We start from the raw sequence: 26,271 nt of genomic DNA, 5'->3' as shown, positions 1-26,271 counted from the left end.
CTGAACCGGGATTTATGGGATTAAAGGATTTGCAGGATTTTTTCCGTCAAAATCCTAAAAATCTAATCAATCTGCTTAATCCCGGTTCAGACTGGCTTTAACCATCCTATCCCTACCACTCATGTCCTGCCTTAACTCAATGTTTATGAATTCTTTATCTTGTAATAGCTGAACTGTTTCCTTACCCAGGCTTTCATTAATCTCGAAAAAAAGCAGCCCGCCTGCAGCTAAATTTACCAATGCAAAATCGGCGATAGCACGATAAAATAAAAGCGGGTCATCCTCCGGTACAAACAAAGCGGTATGGGGCTCAAAATCGGTAACATTGGTATGCATCTGCTTTTTATCCTCCAGGGTAACATAGGGGGGGTTACTTACTATGATATGGTGAGTTCTGAGTTCTGAGTTCTGGGTTCTGAGTTCTGAGTTCAGTATGTCGCGATGAATAAAGTCGACATCGACGTTATTCAAGTTGGCATTTTCACTCGCCGTTTGCAAAGCCCCCTCCGATATATCAATTGCCGAAACCTGTGCATTCGGTAAATTCTTTTTTAAACTAATGGCAATGCAGCCACTACCGGTTCCGATATCCAATATCCTCCCCGAAAACCTTTTGCCTTTCACCTTTAATCTTTCACCTTCCAAAAGAATCCATTCCACCAATTCCTCGGTTTCCGGGCGCGGTATAAGTACGTTGGCGTTCACTTTAAATGGCAGGCCGTAAAATTCGGTAACACCTAAAATGTATTGTATGGGTTTGCCTGTTAGTAGTTCCGCAAGGATATTTTTAAAGCTTTCGGCCTGTTGGGCAGTCAATTCACGTTCAGGAAACGCCTTGATGGATGCTTTTGATAGGGTTGTTATTTCGCTGATGGTCAATAAGCTAATGGCTTCTGTTTCATTGGCGCTATAGATCTTGTTCAGCTGTTTGTAATCTTCAAAAACATCCTTAATAGTAATCATGCAACAAAGTAACATAAAAGCTACTTTTGCAGCATGGTTCAACATGAAATATTTATGCGGCGTTGCCTGGAACTGGCTGAACTTGGTGCCGGACTGGTGAGTCCGAACCCCATGGTTGGCGCGGTTGTGGTTCATGATGGCAAAATAGTAGGTGAGGGGTACCATCAAAAGTATGGCGAGGCCCATGCCGAAGTTAATGCCATTGCGCAGGTAGTAGCCAGGTTTGATAACGCTGCCGAATTGTTAAAGAAATCAACCATATATGTTTCATTGGAGCCATGCGCACACTACGGTAAAACCCCGCCCTGTGCCGATCTGATCATTAAACACCAGATCCCGTTGGTAGTTATCGGCACCCGCGATCCATTCCCGCAGGTTGATGGTAAAGGGATCGAAAAACTTAAAGAAGCAGGCATTGAAGTGATTAGCGGTGTATTAGAAAAGGAATGTCAATGGCTTAACCGTCGATTTTTTACCAAAGTTCAAAAACACCGGCCATACATCATCCTGAAATGGGCGGAAACCAACAACGGCTTTTTTGCGCCGGCTGATGGCAGTCAGCTTTGGATCACCGGACCCGAATCGCGCCGGCTGGTACACAAGTGGCGCAGCGAGGAAGATGCCATATTGGTTGGTAAAAACACCGCGGCTATAGATAACCCCCGGCTTAACGTAAGGTATTGGGAAGGCCGGTCGCCCAAACGGGTGGTGATTGACAGGCGGTTGGAGTTAAATAAAACTTTAAATATATTTGATCAATCTATTGAAACACTGGTGTTTAATGAAGTTGAATTTAATGTAGACGGGAAAAATAAATATATCGCGTTAGAGGATTTTGAAAGATACGTACCCCAGTATATTTTATACCAGTTATACCTGCAGGATATTCAATCGGTGATCATTGAGGGGGGCGCACATACGCTGCAAACCTTTATCGACGCCGGTTTGTGGGACGAGGCCCGGATTTTTACCGGTAAAACAGTTTTAACAAATGGTATAAAATCACCACAAATAACAGGTATACTTGCAGGTGAGTCGTCGGTAGGCGACGATCATTTGATTATTAGAATCAAGAGTCAAGAGTCAAGAATCAAGACTCGAAAATAATAAAGCCGATAGTCGTTTTGGGATTACAAGCATTCAACGTTTTGCTTTTGTCTCAACTCTTGATTCTTGACTCTTGATTCTTCCTCAAATCCTAAATTATGTTGTTCGTTTTTTTAAGTATTTGTTGTAGTGTTATTGTGTCGGTTATGCTTAAGCTGGCCAAGCGCTATCATATTGATGTTTACCAGGCCATTACCTGGAACTATTCTATCGCTATATTGCTCACGTGGTTTTTCTTTAAACCATCTATCCCAAGTCTGCAGGGTGCGCCAATTTATAACTATCTCGCTTTAGGTATATTGTTCCCATCCCTGTTTGTGATCATGGCCTCGTCGGTGAGGGTAGCGGGCATCGTGCGTACAGATGTTGCGCAGCGTTTGTCGTTATTTATCCCTATCGTATCTGCGTTTTTAATATTTGGCGAGGCCGTTAATACGGTTAAGCTTATCGGCATTGCCTTGGCCTTCATCGCCATTTTATGTTCTATCCCCTGGCAAAAATCAAACAGCAGGGTAAGCAGTAAAGAAGCAGGCAAAGGGTCATGGATTTATCTGCTTGTAGTATTTCTTGGTTTCGGGGTTATTGATGTATTGCTTAAGCAGCTTACCAAGGTTAATAACGTGCCATTTTCAACTGCCATATTCATTATTTTCATATTGGCCTTCGCATTGTCGCTCATCGGGTTGCTTTACCAGGTGTTTACCAAAAAAATGCGCTTTTCCTGGCCGCATATTTTTATTGGCTGGGTTTTAGGTTTGTTTAACTTCGGGAATATCCTGTTTTATTTAAAGGCACATAAAGCATTGGCCAACAATCCATCATCGGTGTTTTCATCAATGAATATCGGAGTTATTGTTGTTGGTGCATTAATAGGCATACTCATATTTAAAGAGAAGTTAAGCACACTCAATAAAATTGGCCTGGCAGTAGCGGTACTGGCTATTGTTATTATTTATTTCCCGCAAACATTAAGCTTTCTACACATTTAGGGCCTCGATAAATCAGTCGACAACTTTGCCCTCAACCTTTACAGTGTTTTTTGAAAGTCTTTTATACTGAATGCCGACTTCCATTGACGTTCTAACATTTTTGCTATCGATTGTAGAGGGTATCCATCCAACTGACATCTTAATCGATCTAATGGCTTCATCTTCCATTTGATAACCAAGTTTTGTAGTCCCATGTATATTGCTTAGTTTACCGTCTGGTTCAATAATGAATGCTACGCGTGCACAACCCTCTTTATTATTTTCGAACATCATAGCTGGTGCACGGGTAGCTTTACTGATATAATCGTTGAAAGCAGCAAATCCGCCCGGGCAGTTTTTTTCAATGCTGCCTTTTACCAGGGTATCCTTTGCAATGAGGCCTGTTTGGCTAAAAGCATTATTAATAAGCAATACCGAGATAACAAAAGTGAGTAAGGTTTTCATCCCATAAATTTAAATTAATTGTGCTTTCCATCAATGCCTTTGTCATTAATTTCTTTTCCTAAAACAAACCTATAAGGCTTTCGCAATAATATTTAGCATCAACCTAAATTGAACAAACTACAAACATGATACGAGCGGCCAAATCTAAAAACGGTAGCTTTGTGGTTTGATATAACTACTAATGCTTTTTGACGACACCTATCAAACCATTGAAAAACCAACTGAAAGTATTTTTCGCGACAGGGGCAGTAAGTTCCTCGGGTATGCTTATTCCATCAATTCTGAGAATGATCTCAAAGGCATTGTAGCCAAACTAAAAGTCGAACACCCCAAAGCCAATCACCACTGCTGGGCTATGCGCCTGGGTACCGATAGGTCTGTATTTCGGGTTAATGACGATGGCGAGCCTTCGGGTACCGCCGGCAGGCCAATATTGAATATCCTTTTATCTAAAGATGTTACCAATATTTTGGTTGTGGTTGTACGCTATTTTGGCGGCACGTTATTGGGTGTGCCGGGTCTTATCAATGCATATAAAGTTGCTACCGAAGAGGCTTTAAAACAAGCCACTATTGTTCAAAAAACAGTAAACGATATCTATACCGTTTCTTTCGATTACTTACAGATGAATGATGTAATGCGCATCATCAAGGAGGATGACCTTACTGTATTGAATCAGCAGTTTGATAACGATTGCAACATCCAGCTTTCTATTCGTAAAATGCAGGTTGAGCAGGTTTTAGGTAAAATAGGCAAAGTGAGCGGAGTGAAGATCAAATATGACAGAAGCTTATAGTCTTTAAATAGCGTTCCGAATTGTTTTCTGGCATCTGATTATACTAAATTGTGCCTACCCCTGGGGGCTTACTTTAACACGCATTTAACGCCTTTTTAATTCGCTGTGTTTGGGCATAAATTCCTAATTTAGTCGGATATGCAATCTTTTGACTTAGATAAAACCGACCTGCTCCGCATTAAAACCGCTCTTGAAGGTGATGATGTTGATTTAGAGCTTGTTCTGCAAGGCTACCACGCCTCTGAGATTGCAATTCTGTTTGAACAGCTTCCGCAGGAAGCTAAAGAACGTATCATCAATATCCTGCCTACCGATGTTGCCTCGGAAGTTTTGTCGGAAATGGACGAGGAGCACAGCCCTGGCGAGTTGCTTTTAAACCTTCATCCCGAGAAGCGTACCGAGATAGTTGAGGAACTGGATTATGATGATGCTACCGATATTATATCACAGCTTGATGAAGATGAGCAACAGGAGATTTTAGAGGATATCGATGCCGAAGATGCCAGCAGCATCCGCGCGCTTATGAACTACGCCGAGGATACCGCCGGCGGTTTGATGAACTCCGAGCTGATTAAGGTTAATATCCTGCTTGATAAAAAAGAGGCTATAGATGAGATCATCCGTCAATCTGAAGAGATGGAGGAGTTTTACACCATTTACGTAGTAGATGATCACAACACCCTGCAAGGGATCTTATCTATAAAAGATGTTATAAAGGCCCATGCCGATGCCAAGGTTAAAGACCTGGTAAGAATAGACCCCGTTTATGTAAAAGCCGACCTTGACCAGGAAGAGGTAGCGCGTTTAATATCTCAATACAATTTGACTACCATCCCGGTGGTTGATGATCATATGAAGCTGCTTGGCCGTGTTACGGTAGATGATATCATCGACGTAATGGAGCAGGAAAACACCGAGGACATCCTGAAGATCTCTGGTGTATCTGAGGATGAAGAACTAAGCGGTAACTGGAAAGATGCTGTTAAAAGCCGCTTACCCTGGCTGGTGATTAACCTGGCTACGGCTTACCTGGCTGCGTCGGTGATCCGCCATTTTGATGATACGGTGGCGCTGGTTAAAGGTATCGCGGCTTATATGACCATTATTGCCGGTATGGGTGGTAACTCGGCTACGCAAGCCCTCGCGGTAACGGTAAGGCGTATCTCGTTAAGTAACCTTACCGATAGGCAGGCCTATAACACGGTTATAAAGGAGTTTTTAGTAGGCTTGATCAACGGTGCCGCCAATGGCCTTGTAGTGTTCTGTATCGCCTTATTTTATGATGGTAACCCTATGTTGGGCCTGGTGTTGTTTTTGGCCATGACGGGCAATTTAATTATTGCCGGCATCACGGGAGCATCCATACCATTGATACTAAAAAGGGTAGGGATCGATCCTGCTGTGGCATCATCCATCATCATCACCACCTTTACAGATTGCGCCGGTTTCCTGCTGCCGCTATACCTGGCTACTAAACTTTTATTACATCATTAAGTATTTATTGAATCGTCATTGTTTCGTCGTTTCTTCTACCTGTGACCTATTCGATTTTACATAAACATTGGATTTGAACGCTGGCGAATACTCACCCCGGCAACGCTTCGCTGGCCGACCCTCTCTCCGGCAAGCCGCAAAGAGGGTTTAAAAGTTTTTTTGTTATTTTTTCCAGCCCTCGTTGCACGAAGTGGAGAGAGGGCGGTCCAGCGAAGCGTCGACCGGGTGAGTCGCCTGCGCCCGGTTTACATCATGCTTTCCTTCAGAGTCTGCAGATTTTCACTCTTGCAAAACAATCTTTTTATTTTTTTTGCAGGCTCTCAATCAACGTCACGCCAAACTTTGCGTCTCAGCGAGCTTTGCGCGAAAAATCTAAATCTTTGCTGTTTAAACCTTTAACACGAAAATAAATTTGAAATACCGATATTAGTAAATAATCTTTGAATATTTGCGTTTTAGTGCCTTTGCGCAACGTAATAGTAAGATATATAAATTTGAACTTATGACTGAAGTAAGATACAACTGGACAAAAGAAGAAATAGCCGAAATATACCATACACCACTGCTCGACCTGGTTTACAAGGCGGCAACAATCCATCGCGAAAATACCGACTATGCCGAAGTACAGATCAGCTCGTTGATCTCTATCAAAACAGGTGGTTGTTCTGAAGATTGTGCTTATTGCCCCCAGGCCGCCCGTTACAACACCGGTGTTAACGTGCATGCTATAATGCCAAAAGACGAAGTAATTGCCGCTGCCGAAAAAGCTAAAGCAGGTGGTGCTTCAAGGTTATGTATGGGCGCTGCATGGCGCGAAGTGCGTGATAACCGCGATTTTGACAAAGTGATTGATATGGTAAAGGCTGTAAATAGTCTTGATATGGAAGTTTGCTGTACGCTGGGTATGCTTACCGAGAGCCAGGCGCAACGTTTAGCCGATGCGGGTCTGTATGCTTACAATCATAATTTGGATACCTCTGAAGAAGACTATAAGCGTATTATTACCACTCGTACGTACGACGAGCGTTTAGATACCTTAAAACACGTACGCAAAGCAAAGATCAGCGTATGTAGCGGTGGAATCATTGGCTTAGGTGAAACCGTTGCCGATAGGATCTCGATGCTGAAAACATTATCAAACCTGCCAAAGCACCCGGAATCTGTACCGATTAATGCCCTGGTTCCTGTTGCAGGTACGCCACTGGCAGATCAGCCGAGGGTTTCTGTTTGGGATATGGTGCGCATGATTGCTACAACCCGTATCATTATGCCAAAAACGGTTGTTCGTTTATCAGCAGGGCGTACAGAAATGAGTGTGGTTGAGCAGGCGTTTTGTTTTATGGCAGGCGCAAACTCAATTTTCGCTGGCGAAAAATTGTTGACCACACCAAACCCGTCATTTGATACCGATATGGCTATGTTTGAATTGCTGGGTTTATCGCCACGTAAGGCTTTCAAAAATGGTCGCCCTAACCAGGTTAAAGAAGAAATGGAAATAGCAGGTAATTAACCTGCTATTCGAAAAAATCTATAAAATATGTCATTGCGAGGCACGAAGCAATCGCGAACTGTGCAGATTCGCTCTGTAAGCATGAGATTGCTTCGCGCTGCCCATGACAAGTTGTAGATCCCAGACTTACGAAGTTTTAAAAACTTCGTAAGTCTCTCGTCGTTTTGTCATTTCCACCTTCGCAGTCCGCGAATTTTAAAACTCGCAATGACATAAATACGGCGTTGTGATGCTGAAACAAGTTCCGCTTCCCTCAAGCCACTTAATTAAAGTTTAGTCACGCATATTGATAAACTGCAATGGCTGGCCAAAATTTTCGCCACGGCAAAGGCTGATCACAGCCTGCAGATCGTCGATCTTTTTGCCTTGCACCCGCACCTGGTCGTCCATGATAGAAGCCTGTACCTTTAGGCCGCTGTCTTTTATCTTTTTAACCAGCTTTTTCGAGGTTTCTTTATCAATACCTTCTTTAACTTTAATCTCCTTGCGGATCATATTGCCCGCGGCATATTGCTCTTTACCAAAATCAAGCGCGCTTGAGTCAAGGTGTTGCTTTACCATACGGCTGATGATACTATCCTGGATGGCTTTCAAACGCATGTCATTCTCGGTAATTATAGTTATCTCGTTGGTTTTTTTATCCAGGTCGATAGTGCTTTTTGAATCGTTAAAATCGTAGCGGTTAAGGATCTCTTTTTTAGCTGTGTTGATAGCGTTATCAAGGGTCTGGCCGTCTATTTTGCTTACTATATCAAAGGTTGGCATAAGTAAATGAATTTATAATGTTTGCAAAACTAATGTATTGTAAACATTTACACAGTGTTGTTATCAATTTGTTTACATAGTGCAATAAATAATAATCAATAAAAACCTCTTAAATGCTGATGAGTTAATATTAAGTTAACAAATAAATAAGCAGTTTTGTAAACGTGGCCCCGGGGCCGCAAATTTATATGGATAAACAGGCACCATTAATTAACAGGGAAATAAGCTGGTTATATTTTAACGACAGGGTTTTACAGGAAGCTGCCGACCCAACGGTGCCGCTGATTGAGCGGATAAGGTTCCTGGCCATCTTTTCATCTAACCTGGATGAGTTTTACCGTGTACGAGTTGCTACGATGAGCCGCCTGGCGGCTTTGAACGAAAAATCGAAAGAGATTTTAGGTTATAACCCTAAAAAACTGCTTAATCAAATCAAAAACATTGTAGTTAAGCAGGAACGCAAGTTTAACAACCTGTACGAGAATATCATTGTTAAGCAACTTGCCGAAGAAAAGATCTTTATCCTGAACGATAAGCAATTGAACGTATCGCGCGGCGCTTTCGTGAAAAACTATTTCAGGGAAAAACTGCTGGCCACATTGGTGCCTATAATGCTGGATGACAGCCTGCCGCTGCCCGAGCTTAGGGATCGCGCCATTTACTTTTTTGTAAAGCTTACCAAAAATAAAAAATCAAGGTTCGCGCTTATTGAATTTCCGGATACATTATCCCGATTTGTGGTACTGCCCGAAACTAATAACCTGAAGTTTATCATCCTGTTGGATGATATTATCCGTTATAGTTTGGAGGACATCTTTTTCATTTTTGATCACGATAATATTGAGGCTTATTCCCTACAGCTTACCCGCGATGCTGAACTTGACCTGGATAAGGAAGTAAGCGGCAAATTTATCGACGCGTTATCCAAAAGCTTACAAAAACGTAAGAAAGGCACGCCCATGCGCTTGCTTTACGATACCGAAATGCCCATGGATATGTTAAAGTACCTGGTAACCAAAATGGGCCTGCACGGCGAAAGCCTTATCCCTGGAAACAGGTATCATAATTTTAAAAACTTTATCTCGTTCCCTAACGTTGGGCAGCCCGAGCTGGAATATCCTAAATACCCTGCTTTACCGGTAGAGGACCTTTCCTTCGGCAAAAGTTTAATAGGGTTGATAGCGAAAAAGGATTATATGGTGAGTACACCATACCAATCATATGATTACGTGATCCACTTTTTACGTGAAGCTGCTATCGACCCAAAAGTTAAAGAGATCAGTATAGCGGTTTACCGCCTTGCCGAAAATTCGAGGATAGTACACGCCCTGGTAAACGCCGCCAAAAATGGCAAAAAAGTAAACTGCCTGGTTGAGCTGCGTGCCCGCTTTGACGAGCAAAACAATATTTCATGGAGTAACCGATTGGAGGAGGAGGGCGTAAATGTGCTTTACGGTATCCCCGGTTATAAAGTGCACTCCAAAATTTGCCTGGTTTCACGCTTAGAGAAACAGAAGATGGTTTACTACGGTTGTTTGTCAACCGGTAACTTTAACGAGAAAACAGCCAGGATCTACGCCGACCATACCCTGTTTACGGTCAATAAAAAGATTACCGATGACCTGGTTAACATATTTAAAGCGCTTAAACGCAATGTGTTGCCCAAAGGACTCAAAAACCTCATCGTATCACCCATAGATTCCAGACCGGCTATTTACAGGTTGATTGACAACGAGATCAAGAATGCCAAAGCAGGTAAAAAGGCTTACATGATATTTAAAATGAACAGCCTTGCCGATGAAGATATTATCAATAAGCTTTACCAGGCCAGTAACGCGGGCGTAAAAATTAAAATGATCATCCGTGGTATGTGCTGTTTGGTACCGGGTATAAAAGGGTTCAGCGAAAATATTGAAGTGATCAGCATCGTTGATAAATACCTGGAGCATGCCCGCGTGCATATTTACTGTAATGGCGGCGATGAATTGATTTATCTTACCTCGGCCGATTTCATGTCGCGCAATATTGATACCAGGGTAGAGGTTGGCTTTCCTATTTATGACGGGCAATTGCGTAAAGAGGTAAAAGATATCATCAATATCCAATTGCATGATAACACCAAGGCCCGTGAGATCAATAGCGCCAACAATAACAAATACCATAAAACGCACGCTGCGGAATCGCACCGGGCACAGATAGAGATCTATAACTACCTTAAATCTAAAAATAAAACAAATTGAGATACGCCGCTATAGATATTGGCTCAAATGCAGTAAGGCTGCTTATTGCCGATATTATTGAAAACCATGGTTCATATTCCTTCAAAAAAAATACACTGATCAGGGTGCCCCTGCGTTTGGGCGATGATGCTTTTATACAGCAGCATATCTCTGATAAAAAAGCCGCCGACCTGGTGAAATCAATGGCGGCTTTTCGTAACCTGATGGATGTGTACAAGGTTACCGATTACCTGGCTTATGCCACATCGGCCATGCGCGAAGCTAAAAATGGCGAGGATGTAGTAAAACTCATCAAAGAGGAAGCTAATATCGACCTGGAGATCATTCATGGCTCAAAAGAAGCCAAGATTATATACGCCAGCCATGCCGAGCAAACCATAGATAAAAGCAAAAGCTATTTGTATATTGACGTTGGCGGTGGTAGTACCGAGCTTTCTTTATTTTCGGCTGGAGAATTGATGGCTTCCAAATCATTCAATATAGGTACCATTCGCATTCTGGATAACCAGGACACCGAGGAAACCTGGGATGATATGCGCGAATTTATCCGTGAGCATACCCGGGGCTACAAACAACTTTTGGGTATAGGTACAGGTGGCAATATCAATAAGCTACATCGCCTGGCCGAAGAGGGGGATGAAGCACCAATGGCTTTTACCAAGCTAAAATCGTTGTACACATACTTAAGTTCTTTCTCCCTTAAAGACCGCATTAATGTGCTGGGTTTAAACCAGGATAGGGCAGATGTGATTATCCCTGCCTGTGAAATATATTTAACAGTAATGAAAAACGCGGGTATAAAACAGATCTATGTACCCCGTGTTGGTATGGTTGATGGTATTATCCAAACGTTAATAGAACAGAACTTATCTTAACAAAATATTGTTGTAAAAATATTTTTACAAATTTGTTTTATAATATAAAAACTGTTAGTACATTTGTAGTGCCCTCTCAAGGGGCATGTTTTTCATAGGTAGATGTAGGGTCGGGTACTTGTATTCGACCCTTTTTTGTGCCCATAACTTTTAGCTGTTAGGGTTGTTGAGGTTATTATGATGATGAGGAAGAAAAAGATTGTTGTTGCAGTTACGGGAGCCAGTGGCGCTATTTACGCCGATCTGTTGTTAAAAAAGCTAAGCCAGTTAAAAGATCAGATAGCAGAAGTTGCCGTTGTAATGTCAGATAACGCTAAAGACGTGTGGCGTTTTGAATTGGGCAATGAAGATTATAGCAACCACCCATACCGCTTTTACGCTAAAAAAGATTTCATGGCGCCGTTTGCCTCCGGCTCGGCCAAATTTGATACCATGGTAATTGTGCCATGTTCTATGGGTACATTGGGCAGGATAGCAGGAGGTATTTCTGACGATTTAATCACCCGGGCCGCTGATGTAATCCTCAAAGAACGCCGTAAACTTATCCTGGTAGCCCGCGATACGCCCTTAAACCTCATTCATATCCGCAACATGGCAACCGTTACCGAAGCAGGCGGTATTATTTGCCCGGCCATTCCTTCGTACTACAGCAAGCCGCAAACCATTGAAGAACTGGCCATGACGGTTGTGAACCGGGTGATTGATTTGATTGGTCTGGAGAATGAGAGCTACGAGTGGAAGGGAATGTAAGAATTTCGGAATTCGGATCTTCGATTTCGGATTTTTCTTGATATAGAACCTCTATATTATTGATGGAAATTAGTGTAACGGTATTGATTTATAGGAATTTTAAATATTGCACTAAATAAAATAAGTCTTCTATACAGTCTTTTCTGCATAAATTACAATGGAGGCATAGTTTAGCTTTGCTTCGCCATCAGCATTTCTTGATCTGAATGATTCCCCAACTTCTTTCCGGATAATTTCTTTTGTTTCGTCATCGGCTTTTGACAGGGCAGCTACAATTGGTGCGCCCACATCTAACATGATCTCCCAGTATTGGTCAAAGCTTTTATAATCTACGCTTCCTTTTATTTCCTGTTCCTTAATGTTATTAAATCCAGCCCGCGTAAATACTTCCTTCATCAGGCCGGGCTTGCCGCATCTGAACATTCCGGGTGCCCCTGCAACCGGTGGCGGCATTTCAATGTGTTTCTGAATAACGCTCATAATGGTAGTTACCCAGTTATTCAGTTCGGGGCCGCTCCATACCGAGGTGGCTATTCTGCCCCCTGGTTTTAATACCCGGCGCATTTCTTTGGCTGCCAGATCCATATCCGGGAAAAACATAAAACCCATCCGGCAGCTGATCGCATCAAAATAGTTATCCCTAAAAGGTAATTCGCAAACATCCGCTGCTACGGTTTGGTAGTTCTTGATCCCTTTAGCCTCGGCGTTTGACCGGGCCACGCTAAGCATGTTGTCAGAAAGATCGGTGCCGGTTACTTGTCCATCAGGAGCAAGGGCGGCAATGGTCAATCCGGGTTCACCGGTTCCCGCCGCGATGTCTAATACTTCATCATCACTTTTAATATGCAAACCGGCAATAATAGCTTCGCCCATCGGTCGCAAAAACGCCATGTTAAATTGGTCCCACTTTTTCCATCCTGGTGAAAACTTATCCCATGATAGTTTTTGCTGTTCGCGAATTAGCTCGTGTTGGGGTTTCATACGGTAAATTTTAAGGCGATTAGTGTTTAGTAAATATAACGTTTCAACCGCTTAATAATTAACAGATTGTCAAAATCAATAACTCTATAATTCAGTAATTCAATAATTGCTTATCTTTGCGCCCTTGCAATGAATAAGAAAGTCGCTTTTTATACTTTAGGTTGTAAACTCAATTACTCCGAAACATCATCCATCGGCAGGCTGTTTAGCCAGGCTGGTTATGATACGGTAGAGTTTTCCAATACCCCGGATGTTTTTGTGATCAACACCTGTTCGGTTACCGAAAATGCCGACAAAAAGTGTAAAAAGATAGTTAAGGAGGCACTCAAGATCTCCCCGAATGCTTACGTAACCATTGTTGGTTGCTACGCCCAGCTAAAGCCACAGGAAATTGCCGAAATACCCGGCGTTGACATGGTTTTAGGCGCCGCCGAAAAATTTCAGATCATTGACCACATTACCGATTTGACCAAAAAGCCTAAAGCTGTTGTTTACAACCAGCCGGTGAGCGAGGCCAATCAATTTGTGCCTGCTTATTCTTTTGGCGACAGGACCCGCACGTTCCTGAAAGTTCAGGATGGTTGCGATTACTCCTGCACCTTTTGTACCATCCCATTGGCACGTGGTGCAAGCAGAAGCGATACCATTGAAAACGTTATTGAGCAAGCCAAACAGATTAGTGCTTCGGGAGTTAAAGAAATAGTATTGACAGGTGTTAATCTGGGTGATTTCGGGATCCGCAACGGTAACCGCGAGGATAAGTTTTTCGACCTGGTGAAAGCCCTTGATGAAGTAGAAGGAATTGACCGTATCAGGATCTCATCCATCGAGCCAAACCTGCTTACCGACGAGATCATAGCCTTTGTAGCCACATCAAAACGCTTTGTACCGCATTTTCATATACCGCTGCAATCAGGGTCTGATAAGATCCTTGGTTTAATGCGCCGCCGCTACAAGCGCGACCTGTATGTAAACCGTGTTGCCAAAATAAAGGAGTTAATGCCCGATTGCTGTATAGGAGTTGATGTTATTGTAGGTTTCCCCGGCGAAACCAGGGAAGATTTTATCGATACCTACAATTTCCTTAATGATCTTAATATATCATACCTGCACGTATTTACCTACTCTGAAAGGGAGAATACATTGGCAGCCGAAATGAAAGGTACTGTGCCCGGTTCAATGCGGGCCGATAGGAGCAAAATGCTGCATATTTTATCTGAAAAAAAACGCAGGGCCTTTTATGAATCCCAGCTTAATAAAACCGAAGAGGTTTTATTTGAGGGCGATATCAAAGAGGGCTACATGCACGGCTTTACCCGCAACTATGTGAAGGTAAAAGCTAAATATGATCCGGTATTGGTTAATGAGCTGAAAATGGTTCACTTAACAAATATTTCACCTGATGGTGACGTCGAAATAACAGAAAGCCAGGAAATATTAGTGCATTAAAACACTATATTCGCTTCAAAATAACACCTATGTTCCCTACTTTAACATCGCTTCTGCAATATCTTTTTGGCTTCAATTTACCTTTGCCTATACAAACTTTCGGTTTTTTTGTGGCAATAGCTTTTGTTGCGGCTTATTGGGCTTTTACGCAGGAATTTAAACGAAAAGAGCAGTTAGGGATCATTCATACCTTTAAAAAAACGGTTACTATTGGTGCCCCTGCAAGTACCACAGAATTGGTCGGCAATGGCATTTTTGGCTTTGTTTTGGGCTATAAAATAGTAGATTGTATACTTAATTACCACGAACTTTTAGAGGATACCCAGGGCTTCCTTTTGTCCACACGCGGCAACTGGATTGGTGGGATCATAGGCGCAGCAGCTTTTGCTTACTGGGCTTATTACGAAAGCGAAAAACATAAATTACCCAAGCCCGAAACAAAAGAAGTAGATGCTCATCCGGCCGAATTAATGGGCAGTATTTTACTTTGGGCAGCTGTATTTGGTTTTGCAGGTGCTAAATTATTTAACGGTCTTGAAAACTGGGATCAGTTTATGAAAGATCCTGTGGGCATGTTGGTTGGTTTTAGCGGTTTAACGTTTTATGGCGGTTTGATTTGCGGTGGTGCCGCGGTGCTTTATATTGCACATAAACATGGTATTAAACCGCTGGATATGCTTGATATTGGCGGGCCTGGCATGATGCTATCTTACGCTTTAGGCAGGGTAGGTTGCCAGATGTCTGGCGATGGTGATTGGGGGGTACCTAATTTAGCACCTAAACCGGGCTGGTTAAGCTGGGCACCAGATTGGATGTGGTCGTTTAAATTCCCACACAATGTAAATGACGAAGGTGTACCGATGTCCAATTGTATTGGTAAGTTTTGTCATGAGTTGCAAACTCCTGTTTATCCTACCTCATTTTATGAGTGTGTAATATGTTTATTACTTTTCTTTTTATTGTGGAAGCTAAGGCACGTTTTTAAATCATCGGGCGTTTTGTTTGGTGTTTACATGATACTGGCCGGCGTTGAACGTTTTTTTATCGAACTGATCCGCGTTAATACCAAGTATAATGTAGCCGGCATTCGCTTTACTCAGGCCGAAATGATCTCGTTGATCATGGTAGTAGGTGGTGCTGCATTGATCATCAACGGAATGAGGAATAAAGAAAACGCTACTTTAAAGCATGGCTAATAAAAGTCATGCAAATAAACTGTTGAATAACCAGGTATTCAGGTTTGTACTTTCGGCAGGTGCCGGCTTTTTGGTTGATGTATCTGCATTTTACCTGTTTTACCATAACCTGCTTGCCAGGCATACTTATCTTATAGGGGCATACACTTTTCGCAACTCTACTTTATCATTAGCAATTTCGTTTGTGCTGGGTGTTATGGTAAATTTTTTGATCACCCGATACCTTGTTTTTACCGAATCAAAGTCGTCGTTTTACAAGCAATTCTTCCGTTTTGCCGGTGTTGCGTTTGTAGGCTTTTTTGCAAATTTGGGGGTTATCAAAATACTGATCCAGGTATTTGGTATTTATCCGCCTATAGCCAGGATCGGCGCGGCTTTAAGTTTGTTTTTCGCAAGCTTTTTTATACATAAAGCATTTTCATTTAGCCTATCATTAAAAAATCATGGCACTCCAAAATATAATCAACCAGGTAATTGAAGTTGCCAAACAGGCCGGCGACTTTATCAGGCAGGAACGCAGGTCATTCGATCCTGATAAGATTGAGTACAAAGGGCTTAACGACATGGTATCCTACGTTGATAAAAATGCCGAGCGGATCATTGTAGAGGGCTTAAAAAAAATCCTGCCCGAATCTGGCTTTATTACCGAAGAAAAAACGACCACAACTGTTGGCGAACGTTATAACTGGATCATCGATCCATTAGATGGCACCACCAACTTTATTCACGGCGTACCCGCGTTTTCGGTAAGCATAGCACTTAAAGAATACGACGAGCTTGTTTTAGGCGTTGTTTATGAAATAAACCAGGACGAATGTTTTTCGGCCTGTAAGGATGAACCGGCCTATCTGAATGGTAAGCAAATCAGCGTAAGCAAAAATAATACAGTGGCTACAAGTTTAATTGCAACGGGTTTCCCGTATTATGATTTTACCAAACAGGCCGCCTATATTGAACTGTTTACCGAGCTGATGAAGACCAGTCACGGTTTACGCAGGATAGGGTCTGCAGCGGTAGATTTAGCTTATACGGCTTGTGGCAGGTTCGATTCCTTTTACGAATACAACCTAAACGCTTGGGACGTAGCTGCAGGTATAGTTATAGTAAAACAAGCAGGCGGCGAAATCTTGAATTTTAAAGGCGGCAGTGAGGTATTAGAAGCAAGGGAATTGTTAGCTACTAACGGAAAGATAACAGGGGAGATGCTGAGCGCTATACAGAAATATTTTAAGTAACACTAATTTCACGAATTGCAGCTAATTGGCTCGAAATTCCTTTGATTGACAATTCTATGCGAAATAGTTATTAACTGAAATGGCACAAATTCATTCGTGTAATTCGAATAAATTTGTGCCATTCGTGTTTTTATTTAATTCGTGAAATTCGATCAAATCCGTGCCATTCGTGTGCAATTATAATGCTTCGGATACCACTTCGGTAACTTCTGGCACCATACGTTTTAACAGGTTTTCGATACCGGCTTTAAGCGTGATGGTTGATGAAGGGCAACCGCTGCATGAGCCGCGTAGCTCAACAGTTACCACACCTTCGTTAAATGAACGGTAAGAGATAGCGCCGCCATCCTGCTCAACTGCCGGGCGAACGTAATCATGTAAGATCTGCTGAATTTTTACTTCAGTGTCGGATCCTTCAAAGTTTGTTTCTTCAGATGTTTCTTCTAATTGGACCTTCAATTCCGATTCTACTGCACCTTTCACAAACTCCTTCATTATTGGCTCAACATCGGCCCAATCGCTATCATCAGTTTTGGTGATGGTAACAAAGTTGCTGGCAAAGAAAACGCCGTTTACAAAAGAGAATTTATATAGTTCCTTAGCGAAGGGTGATTTTTCGGCACTTTCTTTTGTAGCGAAATCGGCACTGCCATTAATCAGCAATTTATTCACTATGAATTTCATAGTTGCCGGGTTTGGCGTTGATTCTGTATATACGTTGATATTCATCGGAAATTCTATTTAGATTAATTAAACAAATTTAATCACCTTTTTGATTTAAAAGCAATAGTTAAAATGTTATGACACCTTTATGATTTAATGATCATTTGAAAATTTGATGATTTGAGAATTTGAAAATCCAACCGCAGCTATCATTTTCAAATCTTCAAATTCTCAAATCTTCAAATTATATTCCTGTATAATTCAAAGGCGTTATCCTTTTCAACTCATCTTTAACACTATCGCTTATATCTAACGTATCTACAAACCCGGCTATTGTGCCTGCGTTAATTTGCTGGTTGGTGCGGGTAAGGTCTTTTAACGCTTCGTATGGGTTAGGATAGCCTTCGCGCCTTAAAATGGTTTGAATGGCTTCGGCAACTACAGGCCAGTTGGCTTCCAGGTCGGCGGTGATGGCGTCCTGGTTAAGCAGCAGTTTGTTTAATCCTTTAATGGTCGATTTAATGGCTATCAGTGTGTGCGCCACCGGAACGCCGATATTACGCAGCACAGTTGAATCAGTCAAATCGCGCTGTAGCCTTGATATAGGCAATTTGGCTGCCAGGTGTTCAAATAAAGCATTAGCAATACCTAAATTACCTTCCGAGTTTTCAAAATCGATAGGGTTAACCTTATGTGGCATGGCCGATGAACCTACTTCGCCTGCTTTAATTTTTTGCTTAAAGTAGTTCATGGATATGTAGGTCCACATATCGCGGTCAAGATCGATCAGGATATTGTTGATCCTTTTCAACGCATCGCATTGCGCTGCAAAATTATCATAATGCTCAATCTGGGTGGTAAACTGTGAGCGGCTTAACTCCAAAATATCATTTACAAAATGATTACCGAAAGCTTTCCAATTCTTTTCCGGATAAGCAATGTGGTGCGCGTTAAAGTTGCCTGTAGCGCCACCAAATTTTGCCGAATATTTAACAGACTTTAATATTTCCAATTGACCTTCCAAACGCTCAACAAACACGGTGATCTCTTTACCTAAACGTGTTGGCGATGCCGGCTGGCCATGCGTGTGTGCCAATAAAGATACCTGGTCCCAATCGGCAGCATAACCTTTAAGGGTGTTAACCAGGTCATTGATAGCAGGGTAGTAGGTATTATTGATAGCCAGCTTAAAAGTATAAGGTATGGCTGTGTTATTGATATCCTGTGAAGTAAGGCCGAAGTGGATGAACTCTTTAAAAGCATCCAATCCACCTATTTTATCAAATTCGTTTTTAATAAAATACTCAACCGCTTTAACATCGTGATTGGTAGTTTTCTCTATCTCTTTAATGCTTTGGGCATCCGCTTCATCAAAATTTCTGAAAATATCGCGTAACTTTTCTGTTAGATTGACATCAAATTGTTGTAACTGAGGCAGTGGATATTCAACCAATGCTATAAAATATTCGATTTCGACAAATACGCGGTACTTGATCAGGGCATATTCAGAAAAGTAGTCGGCAAGTTCAGCGGTGGTGTTACGGTAACGGCCATCAATTGGCGAAATTGCTGAAAGAGGAGAAAAGTTCATTGAAATATAATTTTTTGCAAAGATAGGAAAATGAATGTGCAGATGTGCAGATTTCAGATGTGCAGATTTTTTTGATGGCCGATGTCCAATTTAGGGATGGCCGATAGTCAATTGAAAAATTGATTTATAAAAAACGATGCTTTTCATCTGCACACCTGCACATCTGAGATCTGCACATTATAAACAAAGTCATGCTTTTTCATCTGCACGCCTGCACATCTGAAATCTGCACATCTAACATTTTTGTCTTGGAAACGTCATTTCGTTTGGAAACTTTGAAATCAAAAAATGTTTCCTTAGTTTTGACTCGGAAAGTCAATGAGTCAAAGTCAAACATTAGAACGAATAATACAGGGCGGTGAAGATCTGTTTTTGCAGGCAGGGATCAAAAGCGTCACCATGGATGATATTGCCAAACACCTGGGCATGTCAAAAAAAACCATTTACCAGTTTTTTAAAGATAAAAATGAGTTGGTGTTAGCCCTGGTGAAAAAGAAGTTGAAAGAAGATGAAGATCAAATGCTCGAATTTATGAGCAGATCAACCAACGTGATTGAAGAGATGATCAATATGACTAAATGCTCGGAAGAAATGTTTTCCCGCATTAACCCCATTGTGATCCATGATATGCAGAAATATCACCCGGAAGCATGGAAAGAGTTTCAAAACTTTAAATCGGATGTATTGGTGAGTACGTTAGAAGAGCTTTTAACCAAAGGGATTAAACAGGGGTACATTCGACCGGAGATTGATGTAAAAATTATTGCCCGCATGCGGGTTAACACGGTTGAACTGGGTTTTAATACTTCGCTTTTCCCGGTTGCAGAGTTTAACACCTGGAAAATTCAGGTGCAGTTTTTAGATCATTTTAACTATGGTATTTGCACGCTTAAAGGTTATAAGCTTTTAAACCAATACAGAAACATAAATGAAGAATAAGTTAATACTGCTGACACACGGCTGTCATTAACGCAAAAGATATTTGAGCAACAAACAGAACAATAACCCAACAACATATATATACAATGAAATATTTACTTTTTACGGCGACAGTTTTTTGTGCCATAGCCTTCAAAAGCTATGCCCAGGAAACGCCACCTAATAGTCAAACCTTTAGTTTCAACATTCAGGAGTGCGTAAACTATGCGTATGAACACCAAAATGCAGTAGTAAACTCAGGGCTGGATGTTAAAAGCGCGGAATATAAAGTTAAAGAGACAACCGGTATAGGTTTGCCACAGGTAAGCGGTTCTGCCGGCATTCAGGATTATCTTAAAATTCCTACCACTTTATTACCAGGCGAGTTTTTTGGTGCTCCGGGAACATTTGTACCTGTAAAATTTGGCGTTAAATACCAATCGAACTTAGGTGTAAACGTAACCCAGAAACTTTTTGACGGTAGCTATTTTGTAGGGTTGCAGGCTTCAAAAACTTATAAAGAGTTATCAACCCGCAATTATACCCGCTCAAAAATCACGGCTAATGTAAATGTAACCAAGGCCTACTACCAGGTTTTGGTAAGTAATGAGCAGGTTAAATTGCTTGATGCCAATATTGCCCAGCTAAAACAACAAGTAGATCAAACAGTAGCACAGAATAAACAAGGCTTCGTTGAAAAAATTGACGTAGATAGAATTACAGTTCAATACAACAACCTGGTAACCGAACGCGAAAACGTAATCAGGTCGTTGGCGTTAAATTACCAGTTATTGAAATTTCAAATGGGTATGCCTATTGAAGACAATTTGCTGTTAACCAGTAAATTACAGGATATAAATCTTACAGATAATACTGGTGATTTAGCTGTTGATACTGCGTTTTACCATAATCGGATTGAGTATAATTTACAACAAACCAATGTAAAACTAAATCAGCTTGATCTTAAAAATAAAAAGACAGCTTACTTGCCATCTTTAAATTTCAATGGAAACTACACGGCCTCATATCAAAATAACAGTTTTGGTAATTTATATAGCGCTGTATTTCCGTCAAGTTATATAGGCTTATCATTAAATGTGCCTATTTTTAGTGGCGGTCAAAGGCTAAACCAGGTTAGGCAATCAAAAATAACTGTTCAGAAGTCTCAAAATGACCTTAACGACCTCAAAAATCAATTGAGTCTTCAGGCTAAAACGGCTAATGTTAATTTTATTAATGGCCTGCAAACGCTTAACAATCAAAAGGCCAACCAGGCACTTGCCCAGGAAATTTTAAGGGTATCAAAAATTAAATATCAGCAGGGGGTAGGCTCAAGTATTGAGGTAACACAAGCCCAAACAGCGCTTGAAGATGCTGATAATAAATACATACAGGGATTATATGACGCGCTGGTTAGCAAAGTTGACCTTGACCAGGCCTACGGACGCATTCAATAAAACACAAACTAAACTCACTATATAAACACGACATGAAAAAAATATTATACATACCGGCTGCTTTGGTTCTTTTGGCCGCAGCCTGCACCAACAAACCAAAAGATAAAAAAGCCGAACTTGCCGACCTTAAAAATCAACAGGCCGACTTAAATTCTAAAATAACAAAATTACAAGCAGAGTTAGGTTCAAACGATTCTTCAAAAACTACCGATGTGAGTACTGTGACGCTAAAACAAGGTACTTTTACTAACTATGTACAAATTCAGGGTAAAATAGATGCACAGGATAATGTTACCGCTTATCCGCAGGCCTCTGCTGTTATTACCGGCATCTATGTAAAGCCGGGTGATCACGTAAGCAAAGGCCAGGTACTTGCACAACTGGATAACAGCGTAGTTAAGCAAAACATTGCACAATCTGAAGCGCAGGTTAATTTAAATCAAACGTTGTACGATCGTCAGAAAAATTTATGGGATCAAAAAATTGGTACCGAGGTTCAATTTTTGCAGGCTCAAACTACGCTGCAAGCCAGCAAAAAAGCTTTGGATGCTCTAAGGCAGCAGGCAAGTTTGTATAAAATTGTATCTCCAATAAACGGAACAGTTGATCAAATGGATCTTAAATTAGGTCAGGCCATTAGCCCAACCAACCCTGTGGGCATCCGTATTGTTAACGCCGATGCCCTAAAAGTTAAAGCAGATGTGCCGGAATCTTACTCAGGTAGTGTTAACACAGGTAACGAAGTTAAGATTTTAGTTCCCGATGCTAATGATTCCCTGGTTACCAAGGTAACCTTTGCGGCCAAAGTAATTGATCCAACTTCCCGTAGTTTTGGTGTAGAGGTGAAACTGCCAGTACGTAAAACCCTGCGTCCTAACATGACTGCCATTATCCAGATAGCCAACTATGTTAAAACCAATGCTATCTCGGTTCCTGTAAAAGCTATCCAGAAATCAGAAGAAGGTGATTATGTTTTGCTAAACGAAAACGGAATTGCTAAACGTGTTAACGTTAAAGCTGGAAATACTTATGGAGGCCAAACAGAAATACTGTCAGGCTTAAAAGCAGGCGACCAATTGATCACCGAAGGTGGTACTGAAATAGAGGATGGCGATAAAGTGAAGGTTTTACAAGGTGCCAATTAATTATATTAATCATTTGATCTGTTAATTATGAAAGATCTGAACAAAGAATTTGGCCCCTCAAGCTGGGCCATAGATAATAAAACGGCAGTTTACGTGCTCATATTTCTGATCACGGTATTGGGTTTAATTAGCTATAATAATCTGCCCAAAGAAAACTTCCCGGATATTGCGCAATCAAAGGTGTTTGTAACTACGCAGTTTTTAGGGCAGTCACCTCAAAATGTGGAAAACCTGGTAACCAGGCAGATAGAAAAACAACTGAAATCACTAAAAGGACTTAAAAAAGTTACTTCAAACTCTGTGCAAAATGTTTCTATCATTACGGCTGAATTTCAGGCGGATGTTAAGATCAGGGATGCTAAACAAGATGTAAAAGAGGCTGTAGATAAAGCTAAACAAGATCTACCGCAAAGCGACCCAAACTTAAAAGAATCTTCAATTACAGATATAAATGTTGCGGATCTTCCCATTTTATACATTAATATTTCTGGCGATTATGATCTTAAAAAACTTAAGGAATATGCTGATGTTTTAAAAGATGAGATTGAAGGATTTAAGGAAATTTCGCAGGTTGTAGAAGTTGGGGCTTTAACTCCAGAGATTCAGGTAAACGTTGACATGGATAAAATGGCAGCCGCTCAAATTGGCTTCAATGACATTATCCAGGCAGTAGGAAATGAAAATATACTTTCATCGGCAGGTACAGTAAAAACAGACGGGGTTCGCCGCAGTATTGATATTAAACAGGATTTTAAAAGTGCCGATGAAGTAAAAGCGATGGTTATTAGAAATCCTAAGGGCCAGGCGGTTTATTTGCACGATATAGCAGAAGTAAAAGATTCATTTTTGGAACAAGAAAGTTATGCACGCCTAAAAACGCCGGAAAACCCCAAATTTAAAAATGTAATTACCCTAAATGTAAGTAAAAGGTCAGGCGAGAACCTTATAGAGGCTTCAGATAAAATAAATGAACTGATTAAGCAAAAGCAAAAAACAGTTTTCCCTAAAGGATTAAATATCACAGTAACCGGTGATCAATCTGATAAAACACGTACAACGCTTAATGATTTGATCAACACTATTGTAATCGGCTTTATGTTGGTTACCGTAATCCTGATGTTTTTTATGGGTACTACAAACGCCATATTTGTGGCGCTATCGGTTCCCTTATCGTGCTTTATCGCGTTTTTAATAATGCCGGCTATCGGGTTTACCTTGAACATGATTGTTTTGTTCTCGTTCCTGTTAGCACTCGGGATTGTGGTAGATGATGCCATTGTGGTTATCGAGAATACACACCGTATTTTTGCCAACGGAAAGGTGCCTATTAAACAAGCGGCAAAAATGGCTGCCGGAGAGGTGTTTTTACCTGTATTTTCTGGTACCATGACTACTTTGGCTCCTTTTGTTCCATTGGCATTCTGGAATAGTTTGATAGGTCATTTCATGTTCTTTTTACCTATAACGCTAATCATTACATTACTTGCATCGCTTGTGGTGGCCTATATCATGAACCCCGTTTTCGCGGTTGATTTTATGAAACCACACATCGAAGGCGAACATGATAATCCAAAATTCGATAAAAAAACCATCCGTGCTACGCTTGTAATGGGCGTATTAGCGCTGTTGAGTTATGGGATGTTTATGGCCGGTAAATGGACTATGGGCATGGGTAATCTTTTGGTGCTTTGTATCATATTATACCTGCTTAATCATTTTGTATTACTGAGGGTGATAGATAGGTTCCAAAATAATGTTTGGCCTAAATTTCAAAAATGGTATGCCAAGTGGCTTGAACGCGCAGTACACAGGCCGGCAACAGTACTTGGCGGTACATTTGTTTTATTTGTACTTGCCTTGGTAATCAATCACTTTTTAGGCAAAACACCAGAGTTTTTCCCTTCTGGAGATCCGAATTTTGCTTATGTATATGTGACAATGCCTATCGGTACCGATCAGGCGACAACTAACGAGATAACCAAACAAATTGAACAACGCGTAGCTAAAGTGGTTGAACCAGATAAGGACGTCGTTTCATCGGTTATATCAAACGTTACTAAAAGTGTCAGCGATCCGACTGATGAAGATCAGGGAGATTACGAAAACAAGAGTAAAATAACAGTAGCTTTTGTTGAATTTGGTAAACGTAACGGTAAGGATACTAAAGAAATTCTGAAAAGAATCCGCGCGTCTGTTCAGGGTGTACCTGGTGCAAAAATATCTGTAGCCCAGGAAAACAGTGGGCCGCCTGTTCAAAAAGATATATCTATAGAGATTGCAGGTGATAATCTTGATACCCTTGTTAAAACCAGCAATCGCTTAAAAAGCTACCTTGCCAAACAGAACATTGCAGGTATAGAAAACCTTATAGCAGATGTTCAAAATGATAAACCGGAGATTGTGTTTGACATTGACAGGGAGCGCGCAAATCGCGAAGGTATAAGTAGCGACCAGATTAATAAAGCATTAGGTACGGCAATATTTGGTGCCAAAGCCGGCGATTTTAGAAATACAAGAGAGGACGATTACCAGATTAAGGTTAGGGCTTTAGAAAGTCAGCGTGGAAATATCGACGAATTACGCAACCTTAAAATCACTTACCGTGATCTGGCCACAGGTGGTGCAATCCGTCAGGTTCCAATTTCTGCATTTACAGATGTAAGATATACAAATACGTATAGTAATATTAAACGCAAGCAGCAACGCAGAGTTTTGACACTTGGTTCTAATGTAATTAAACCATATAACGCCAATGATGTAAATGCTGCGATCTTAAAAGCCATAAACAATTTTAAAAAACCTGATAATGTGATCATCCGTCAGGGTGGTGGTCAGGAAGATCAGATGGAAGCTGTAATATTCCTTGGTGGTGCTTTGGCTACGTCGTTCGGTTTGATTTTAATCATCCTGATGATCCAGTTTAACTCGATAGGTAAAACGCTCATTATCATCAGTGAGATCTTCTTTAGTATCATTGGTGTATTATTAGGAGTAAGCATATTTGGTATGACCATGGCTATTGTAATGACTGGCGTTGGTATTATAGCGCTTGCGGGGGTTGTGGTGCGAAACGGGATCTTGCTGGTTGAGTTTACCGATATGCTGATAGAACAGGGTGCAAGTGTACACGATGCCGTTGTTGAAGCTGGCCATACCCGTATGACGCCGGTATTATTAACTGCTACCGCCGCCATATTGGGCTTAATCCCATTAGCCGTAGGTTTCAATATCGACTTTGTAGAGATGTTTAGTCACTTTGCACCACACATTCACTTCGGTGGCGATAACGTGGCTTTCTGGGGACCTTTGGCCTGGACAATGATCTTCGGTTTAGGTTTCGCTACCGTAATCACTCTTATCCTGGTGCCATGTATGTATCTTATCCGTTATAACCTTAAATTGAAACTTTTTGGTAAAAAGGAAGAAGAACATCATACAAAACCGGTGTTGGAAGAAGCAGAAATACTTTAAATAACTAAATAAAATAAACCAAATAGCCGCACGGAGTAATCCTGGCGGCTATTTTGGTTTATAAGGAAGTTAAAATTTAATGCTGTTGATCAGCCCATTCAACCGAATTGGTTTAAATAGCCGATTTAGAGCCCGTTTAAATTTCTTTGAAGAATATTTTATATGATCTATGAGGCGAATATTCAGCGCTCAATCAGCCAAATATTTGGGTGCACCTAAATTACGTGATACA

The 26,271-nt window shown here is 41.1% G+C and carries 22 protein-coding genes; 16 read left to right on the top strand and 6 right to left on the bottom strand.

Features of this window, described 5'->3' with window-relative positions; translation table 11 throughout:
- Positions 1–75: 75 nt before the first annotated feature.
- Complete coding sequence (gene prmC, locus FHS10_RS08795; RefSeq protein ID WP_259089410.1) at positions 76–963, bottom strand: peptide chain release factor N(5)-glutamine methyltransferase; 888 nt, start codon at positions 961–963, stop codon at positions 76–78.
- A 33-nt stretch (positions 964–996) separates the two neighbouring features.
- On the opposite strand from prmC, the gene ribD reads away from it, so the two are divergent.
- Complete coding sequence (gene ribD / locus FHS10_RS08790) at positions 997–2,070, top strand: bifunctional diaminohydroxyphosphoribosylaminopyrimidine deaminase/5-amino-6-(5-phosphoribosylamino)uracil reductase RibD (RefSeq protein WP_259089400.1); 1,074 nt, start codon at positions 997–999, stop codon at positions 2,068–2,070.
- A gap of 146 nt (positions 2,071–2,216) precedes the next feature.
- The gene (locus FHS10_RS08785; protein ID WP_259089397.1) at positions 2,217–3,059 is read left to right on the top strand and encodes a DMT family transporter; all 843 of its coding nucleotides are present in this window, start codon (positions 2,217–2,219) and stop codon (positions 3,057–3,059) included.
- 12 nt (positions 3,060–3,071) lie between these two features.
- On the opposite strand, the gene FHS10_RS08780 is transcribed toward FHS10_RS08785, so the two are convergent.
- Positions 3,072–3,503: an energy transducer TonB gene (locus FHS10_RS08780; protein WP_259089395.1), complete on the bottom strand. Its 432-nt coding sequence runs from the start codon at positions 3,501–3,503 to the stop codon at positions 3,072–3,074.
- Between the two features lie 181 nt (positions 3,504–3,684).
- Here FHS10_RS08780 and FHS10_RS08775 point away from each other — a divergent pair, with 181 nt between their 5' ends.
- The 3 genes from FHS10_RS08775 to bioB all read left to right on the top strand — a co-directional run bounded on the left by FHS10_RS08775 (position 3,685) and on the right by bioB (position 7,303).
- Entirely contained in the window at positions 3,685–4,299 is a 615-nt protein-coding gene (locus FHS10_RS08775) for an IMPACT family protein (RefSeq protein WP_259089393.1), read from the top strand.
- Positions 4,300–4,437: 138 nt separating this feature from the next.
- Positions 4,438–5,793: a magnesium transporter gene (gene mgtE, locus FHS10_RS08770; RefSeq protein ID WP_259089391.1), complete on the top strand. Its 1,356-nt coding sequence runs from the start codon at positions 4,438–4,440 to the stop codon at positions 5,791–5,793.
- Between the two features lie 502 nt (positions 5,794–6,295).
- Positions 6,296–7,303 carry a biotin synthase BioB gene (bioB, locus tag FHS10_RS08765; RefSeq protein ID WP_259089386.1) on the top strand — a complete coding sequence of 336 codons (1,008 nt, stop codon included), beginning with the start codon at positions 6,296–6,298 and terminating at the stop codon, positions 7,301–7,303.
- A gap of 273 nt (positions 7,304–7,576) precedes the next feature.
- Here the strand turns inward: bioB and FHS10_RS08760 are convergent, their stop codons facing one another.
- Positions 7,577–8,068, bottom strand: coding sequence for a YajQ family cyclic di-GMP-binding protein (locus FHS10_RS08760; protein WP_259089381.1), 492 nt, complete (start codon positions 8,066–8,068; stop codon positions 7,577–7,579).
- Positions 8,069–8,256: 188 nt separating this feature from the next.
- Between FHS10_RS08760 and ppk1 the strand changes: the two genes are divergently transcribed.
- The 3 genes from ppk1 (at position 8,257) to FHS10_RS08745 (ending at position 11,933) form a co-directional block, all read left to right on the top strand.
- The gene (gene ppk1, locus FHS10_RS08755) at positions 8,257–10,308 is read left to right on the top strand and encodes a polyphosphate kinase 1 (RefSeq protein WP_259089379.1); all 2,052 of its coding nucleotides are present in this window, start codon (positions 8,257–8,259) and stop codon (positions 10,306–10,308) included.
- Positions 10,305–11,183 (top strand): Ppx/GppA phosphatase family protein, encoded by an 879-nt coding sequence (locus tag FHS10_RS08750; protein WP_259089375.1) that lies wholly within the window; start codon positions 10,305–10,307, stop codon positions 11,181–11,183. The genes ppk1 and FHS10_RS08750 overlap by 4 nt, the downstream gene beginning before the upstream one ends.
- Before the next feature lie 183 nt (positions 11,184–11,366).
- Positions 11,367–11,933: a UbiX family flavin prenyltransferase gene (locus tag FHS10_RS08745; protein WP_259089809.1), complete on the top strand. Its 567-nt coding sequence runs from the start codon at positions 11,367–11,369 to the stop codon at positions 11,931–11,933.
- A gap of 129 nt (positions 11,934–12,062) precedes the next feature.
- Here FHS10_RS08745 and FHS10_RS08740 read toward each other — a convergent pair whose 3' ends face one another.
- A complete protein-coding gene (locus FHS10_RS08740; protein WP_259089373.1) occupies positions 12,063–12,914 on the bottom strand; it encodes a class I SAM-dependent methyltransferase in 852 nt (283 codons plus the stop codon).
- A 129-nt stretch (positions 12,915–13,043) separates the two neighbouring features.
- Between FHS10_RS08740 and mtaB the strand changes: the two genes are divergently transcribed.
- From mtaB to FHS10_RS08720, 4 genes are read left to right on the top strand one after another with little or no spacing between them, the layout of a single operon-like run.
- Positions 13,044–14,363 (top strand): tRNA (N(6)-L-threonylcarbamoyladenosine(37)-C(2))-methylthiotransferase MtaB, encoded by a 1,320-nt coding sequence (gene mtaB / locus FHS10_RS08735; RefSeq protein ID WP_259089371.1) that lies wholly within the window; start codon positions 13,044–13,046, stop codon positions 14,361–14,363.
- Between the two features lie 29 nt (positions 14,364–14,392).
- Positions 14,393–15,559 carry a prolipoprotein diacylglyceryl transferase gene (locus FHS10_RS08730; RefSeq protein ID WP_259089366.1) on the top strand — a complete coding sequence of 389 codons (1,167 nt, stop codon included), beginning with the start codon at positions 14,393–14,395 and terminating at the stop codon, positions 15,557–15,559.
- On the top strand, positions 15,552–16,037 hold the full coding sequence (locus tag FHS10_RS08725) for a GtrA family protein (RefSeq protein ID WP_259089356.1): 486 nt from the start codon (positions 15,552–15,554) through the stop codon (positions 16,035–16,037). Before FHS10_RS08730 ends, FHS10_RS08725 begins: the two co-directional genes overlap by 8 nt.
- Positions 16,003–16,794 (top strand): inositol monophosphatase family protein, encoded by a 792-nt coding sequence (locus FHS10_RS08720; RefSeq protein WP_259089354.1) that lies wholly within the window; start codon positions 16,003–16,005, stop codon positions 16,792–16,794. The genes FHS10_RS08725 and FHS10_RS08720 overlap by 35 nt, the downstream gene beginning before the upstream one ends.
- Before the next feature lie 177 nt (positions 16,795–16,971).
- Here the strand turns inward: FHS10_RS08720 and FHS10_RS08715 are convergent, their stop codons facing one another.
- On the bottom strand, positions 16,972–17,523 hold the full coding sequence (locus tag FHS10_RS08715; RefSeq protein WP_259089351.1) for a NifU family protein: 552 nt from the start codon (positions 17,521–17,523) through the stop codon (positions 16,972–16,974).
- Between the two features lie 178 nt (positions 17,524–17,701).
- Positions 17,702–19,048 (bottom strand): adenylosuccinate lyase, encoded by a 1,347-nt coding sequence (gene purB, locus FHS10_RS08710; protein ID WP_259089346.1) that lies wholly within the window; start codon positions 19,046–19,048, stop codon positions 17,702–17,704.
- Positions 19,049–19,366: 318 nt separating this feature from the next.
- Between purB and FHS10_RS08705 the strand changes: the two genes are divergently transcribed.
- The 4 genes from FHS10_RS08705 to FHS10_RS08690 all read left to right on the top strand — a co-directional run bounded on the left by FHS10_RS08705 (position 19,367) and on the right by FHS10_RS08690 (position 26,039).
- Complete coding sequence (locus FHS10_RS08705) at positions 19,367–19,987, top strand: TetR/AcrR family transcriptional regulator (RefSeq protein WP_259089344.1); 621 nt, start codon at positions 19,367–19,369, stop codon at positions 19,985–19,987.
- A gap of 86 nt (positions 19,988–20,073) precedes the next feature.
- Positions 20,074–21,423 carry a TolC family protein gene (locus tag FHS10_RS08700; RefSeq protein ID WP_259089342.1) on the top strand — a complete coding sequence of 450 codons (1,350 nt, stop codon included), beginning with the start codon at positions 20,074–20,076 and terminating at the stop codon, positions 21,421–21,423.
- A gap of 32 nt (positions 21,424–21,455) precedes the next feature.
- Entirely contained in the window at positions 21,456–22,568 is a 1,113-nt protein-coding gene (locus FHS10_RS08695) for an efflux RND transporter periplasmic adaptor subunit (protein WP_259089340.1), read from the top strand.
- A gap of 27 nt (positions 22,569–22,595) precedes the next feature.
- The gene (locus FHS10_RS08690; protein ID WP_259089338.1) at positions 22,596–26,039 is read left to right on the top strand and encodes an efflux RND transporter permease subunit; all 3,444 of its coding nucleotides are present in this window, start codon (positions 22,596–22,598) and stop codon (positions 26,037–26,039) included.
- Positions 26,040–26,271 lie beyond the last annotated feature (232 nt).

This window comes from Mucilaginibacter dorajii, from assembly GCF_024808255.1.
Classification (GTDB): Bacteria; Bacteroidota; Bacteroidia; order Sphingobacteriales; family Sphingobacteriaceae; genus Mucilaginibacter; species Mucilaginibacter dorajii.
Note: the sequence above shows the minus strand (reverse complement) of the source record. Positions and strands in the feature narration are given on the sequence as shown.

Bases quoted from the DNA above. Each gene is read 5' to 3' on its own strand.
- FHS10_RS08695 (WP_259089340.1), top strand. From the start codon at position 21,456: ATGAAAAAAATATTATACATACCGGCTGCTTTGGTTCTTTTGGCCGCA.
- prmC (WP_259089410.1), bottom strand. From the start codon at position 963: ATGATTACTATTAAGGATGTTTTTGAAGATTACAAACAGCTGAACAAG.
- FHS10_RS08715 (WP_259089351.1), bottom strand. From the start codon at position 17,523: ATGAATATCAACGTATATACAGAATCAACGCCAAACCCGGCAACTATG.
- FHS10_RS08785 (WP_259089397.1), top strand. From the start codon at position 2,217: ATGCTTAAGCTGGCCAAGCGCTATCATATTGATGTTTACCAGGCCATT.
- FHS10_RS08720 (WP_259089354.1), top strand. From the start codon at position 16,003: ATGGCACTCCAAAATATAATCAACCAGGTAATTGAAGTTGCCAAACAG.
- bioB (WP_259089386.1), top strand. From the start codon at position 6,296: ATGACTGAAGTAAGATACAACTGGACAAAAGAAGAAATAGCCGAAATA.
- ribD (WP_259089400.1), top strand. From the start codon at position 997: ATGGTTCAACATGAAATATTTATGCGGCGTTGCCTGGAACTGGCTGAA.
- FHS10_RS08780 (WP_259089395.1), bottom strand. From the start codon at position 3,503: ATGAAAACCTTACTCACTTTTGTTATCTCGGTATTGCTTATTAATAAT.
- FHS10_RS08690 (WP_259089338.1), top strand. From the start codon at position 22,596: ATGAAAGATCTGAACAAAGAATTTGGCCCCTCAAGCTGGGCCATAGAT.
- FHS10_RS08760 (WP_259089381.1), bottom strand. From the start codon at position 8,068: ATGCCAACCTTTGATATAGTAAGCAAAATAGACGGCCAGACCCTTGAT.
- purB (WP_259089346.1), bottom strand. From the start codon at position 19,048: ATGAACTTTTCTCCTCTTTCAGCAATTTCGCCAATTGATGGCCGTTAC.
- mtaB (WP_259089371.1), top strand. From the start codon at position 13,044: ATGAATAAGAAAGTCGCTTTTTATACTTTAGGTTGTAAACTCAATTAC.
- FHS10_RS08745 (WP_259089809.1), top strand. From the start codon at position 11,367: ATGAGGAAGAAAAAGATTGTTGTTGCAGTTACGGGAGCCAGTGGCGCT.
- ppk1 (WP_259089379.1), top strand. From the start codon at position 8,257: ATGGATAAACAGGCACCATTAATTAACAGGGAAATAAGCTGGTTATAT.
- mgtE (WP_259089391.1), top strand. From the start codon at position 4,438: ATGCAATCTTTTGACTTAGATAAAACCGACCTGCTCCGCATTAAAACC.
- FHS10_RS08700 (WP_259089342.1), top strand. From the start codon at position 20,074: ATGAAATATTTACTTTTTACGGCGACAGTTTTTTGTGCCATAGCCTTC.
- FHS10_RS08775 (WP_259089393.1), top strand. From the start codon at position 3,685: ATGCTTTTTGACGACACCTATCAAACCATTGAAAAACCAACTGAAAGT.
- FHS10_RS08740 (WP_259089373.1), bottom strand. From the start codon at position 12,914: ATGAAACCCCAACACGAGCTAATTCGCGAACAGCAAAAACTATCATGG.
- FHS10_RS08705 (WP_259089344.1), top strand. From the start codon at position 19,367: ATGAGTCAAAGTCAAACATTAGAACGAATAATACAGGGCGGTGAAGAT.
- FHS10_RS08725 (WP_259089356.1), top strand. From the start codon at position 15,552: ATGGCTAATAAAAGTCATGCAAATAAACTGTTGAATAACCAGGTATTC.
- FHS10_RS08730 (WP_259089366.1), top strand. From the start codon at position 14,393: ATGTTCCCTACTTTAACATCGCTTCTGCAATATCTTTTTGGCTTCAAT.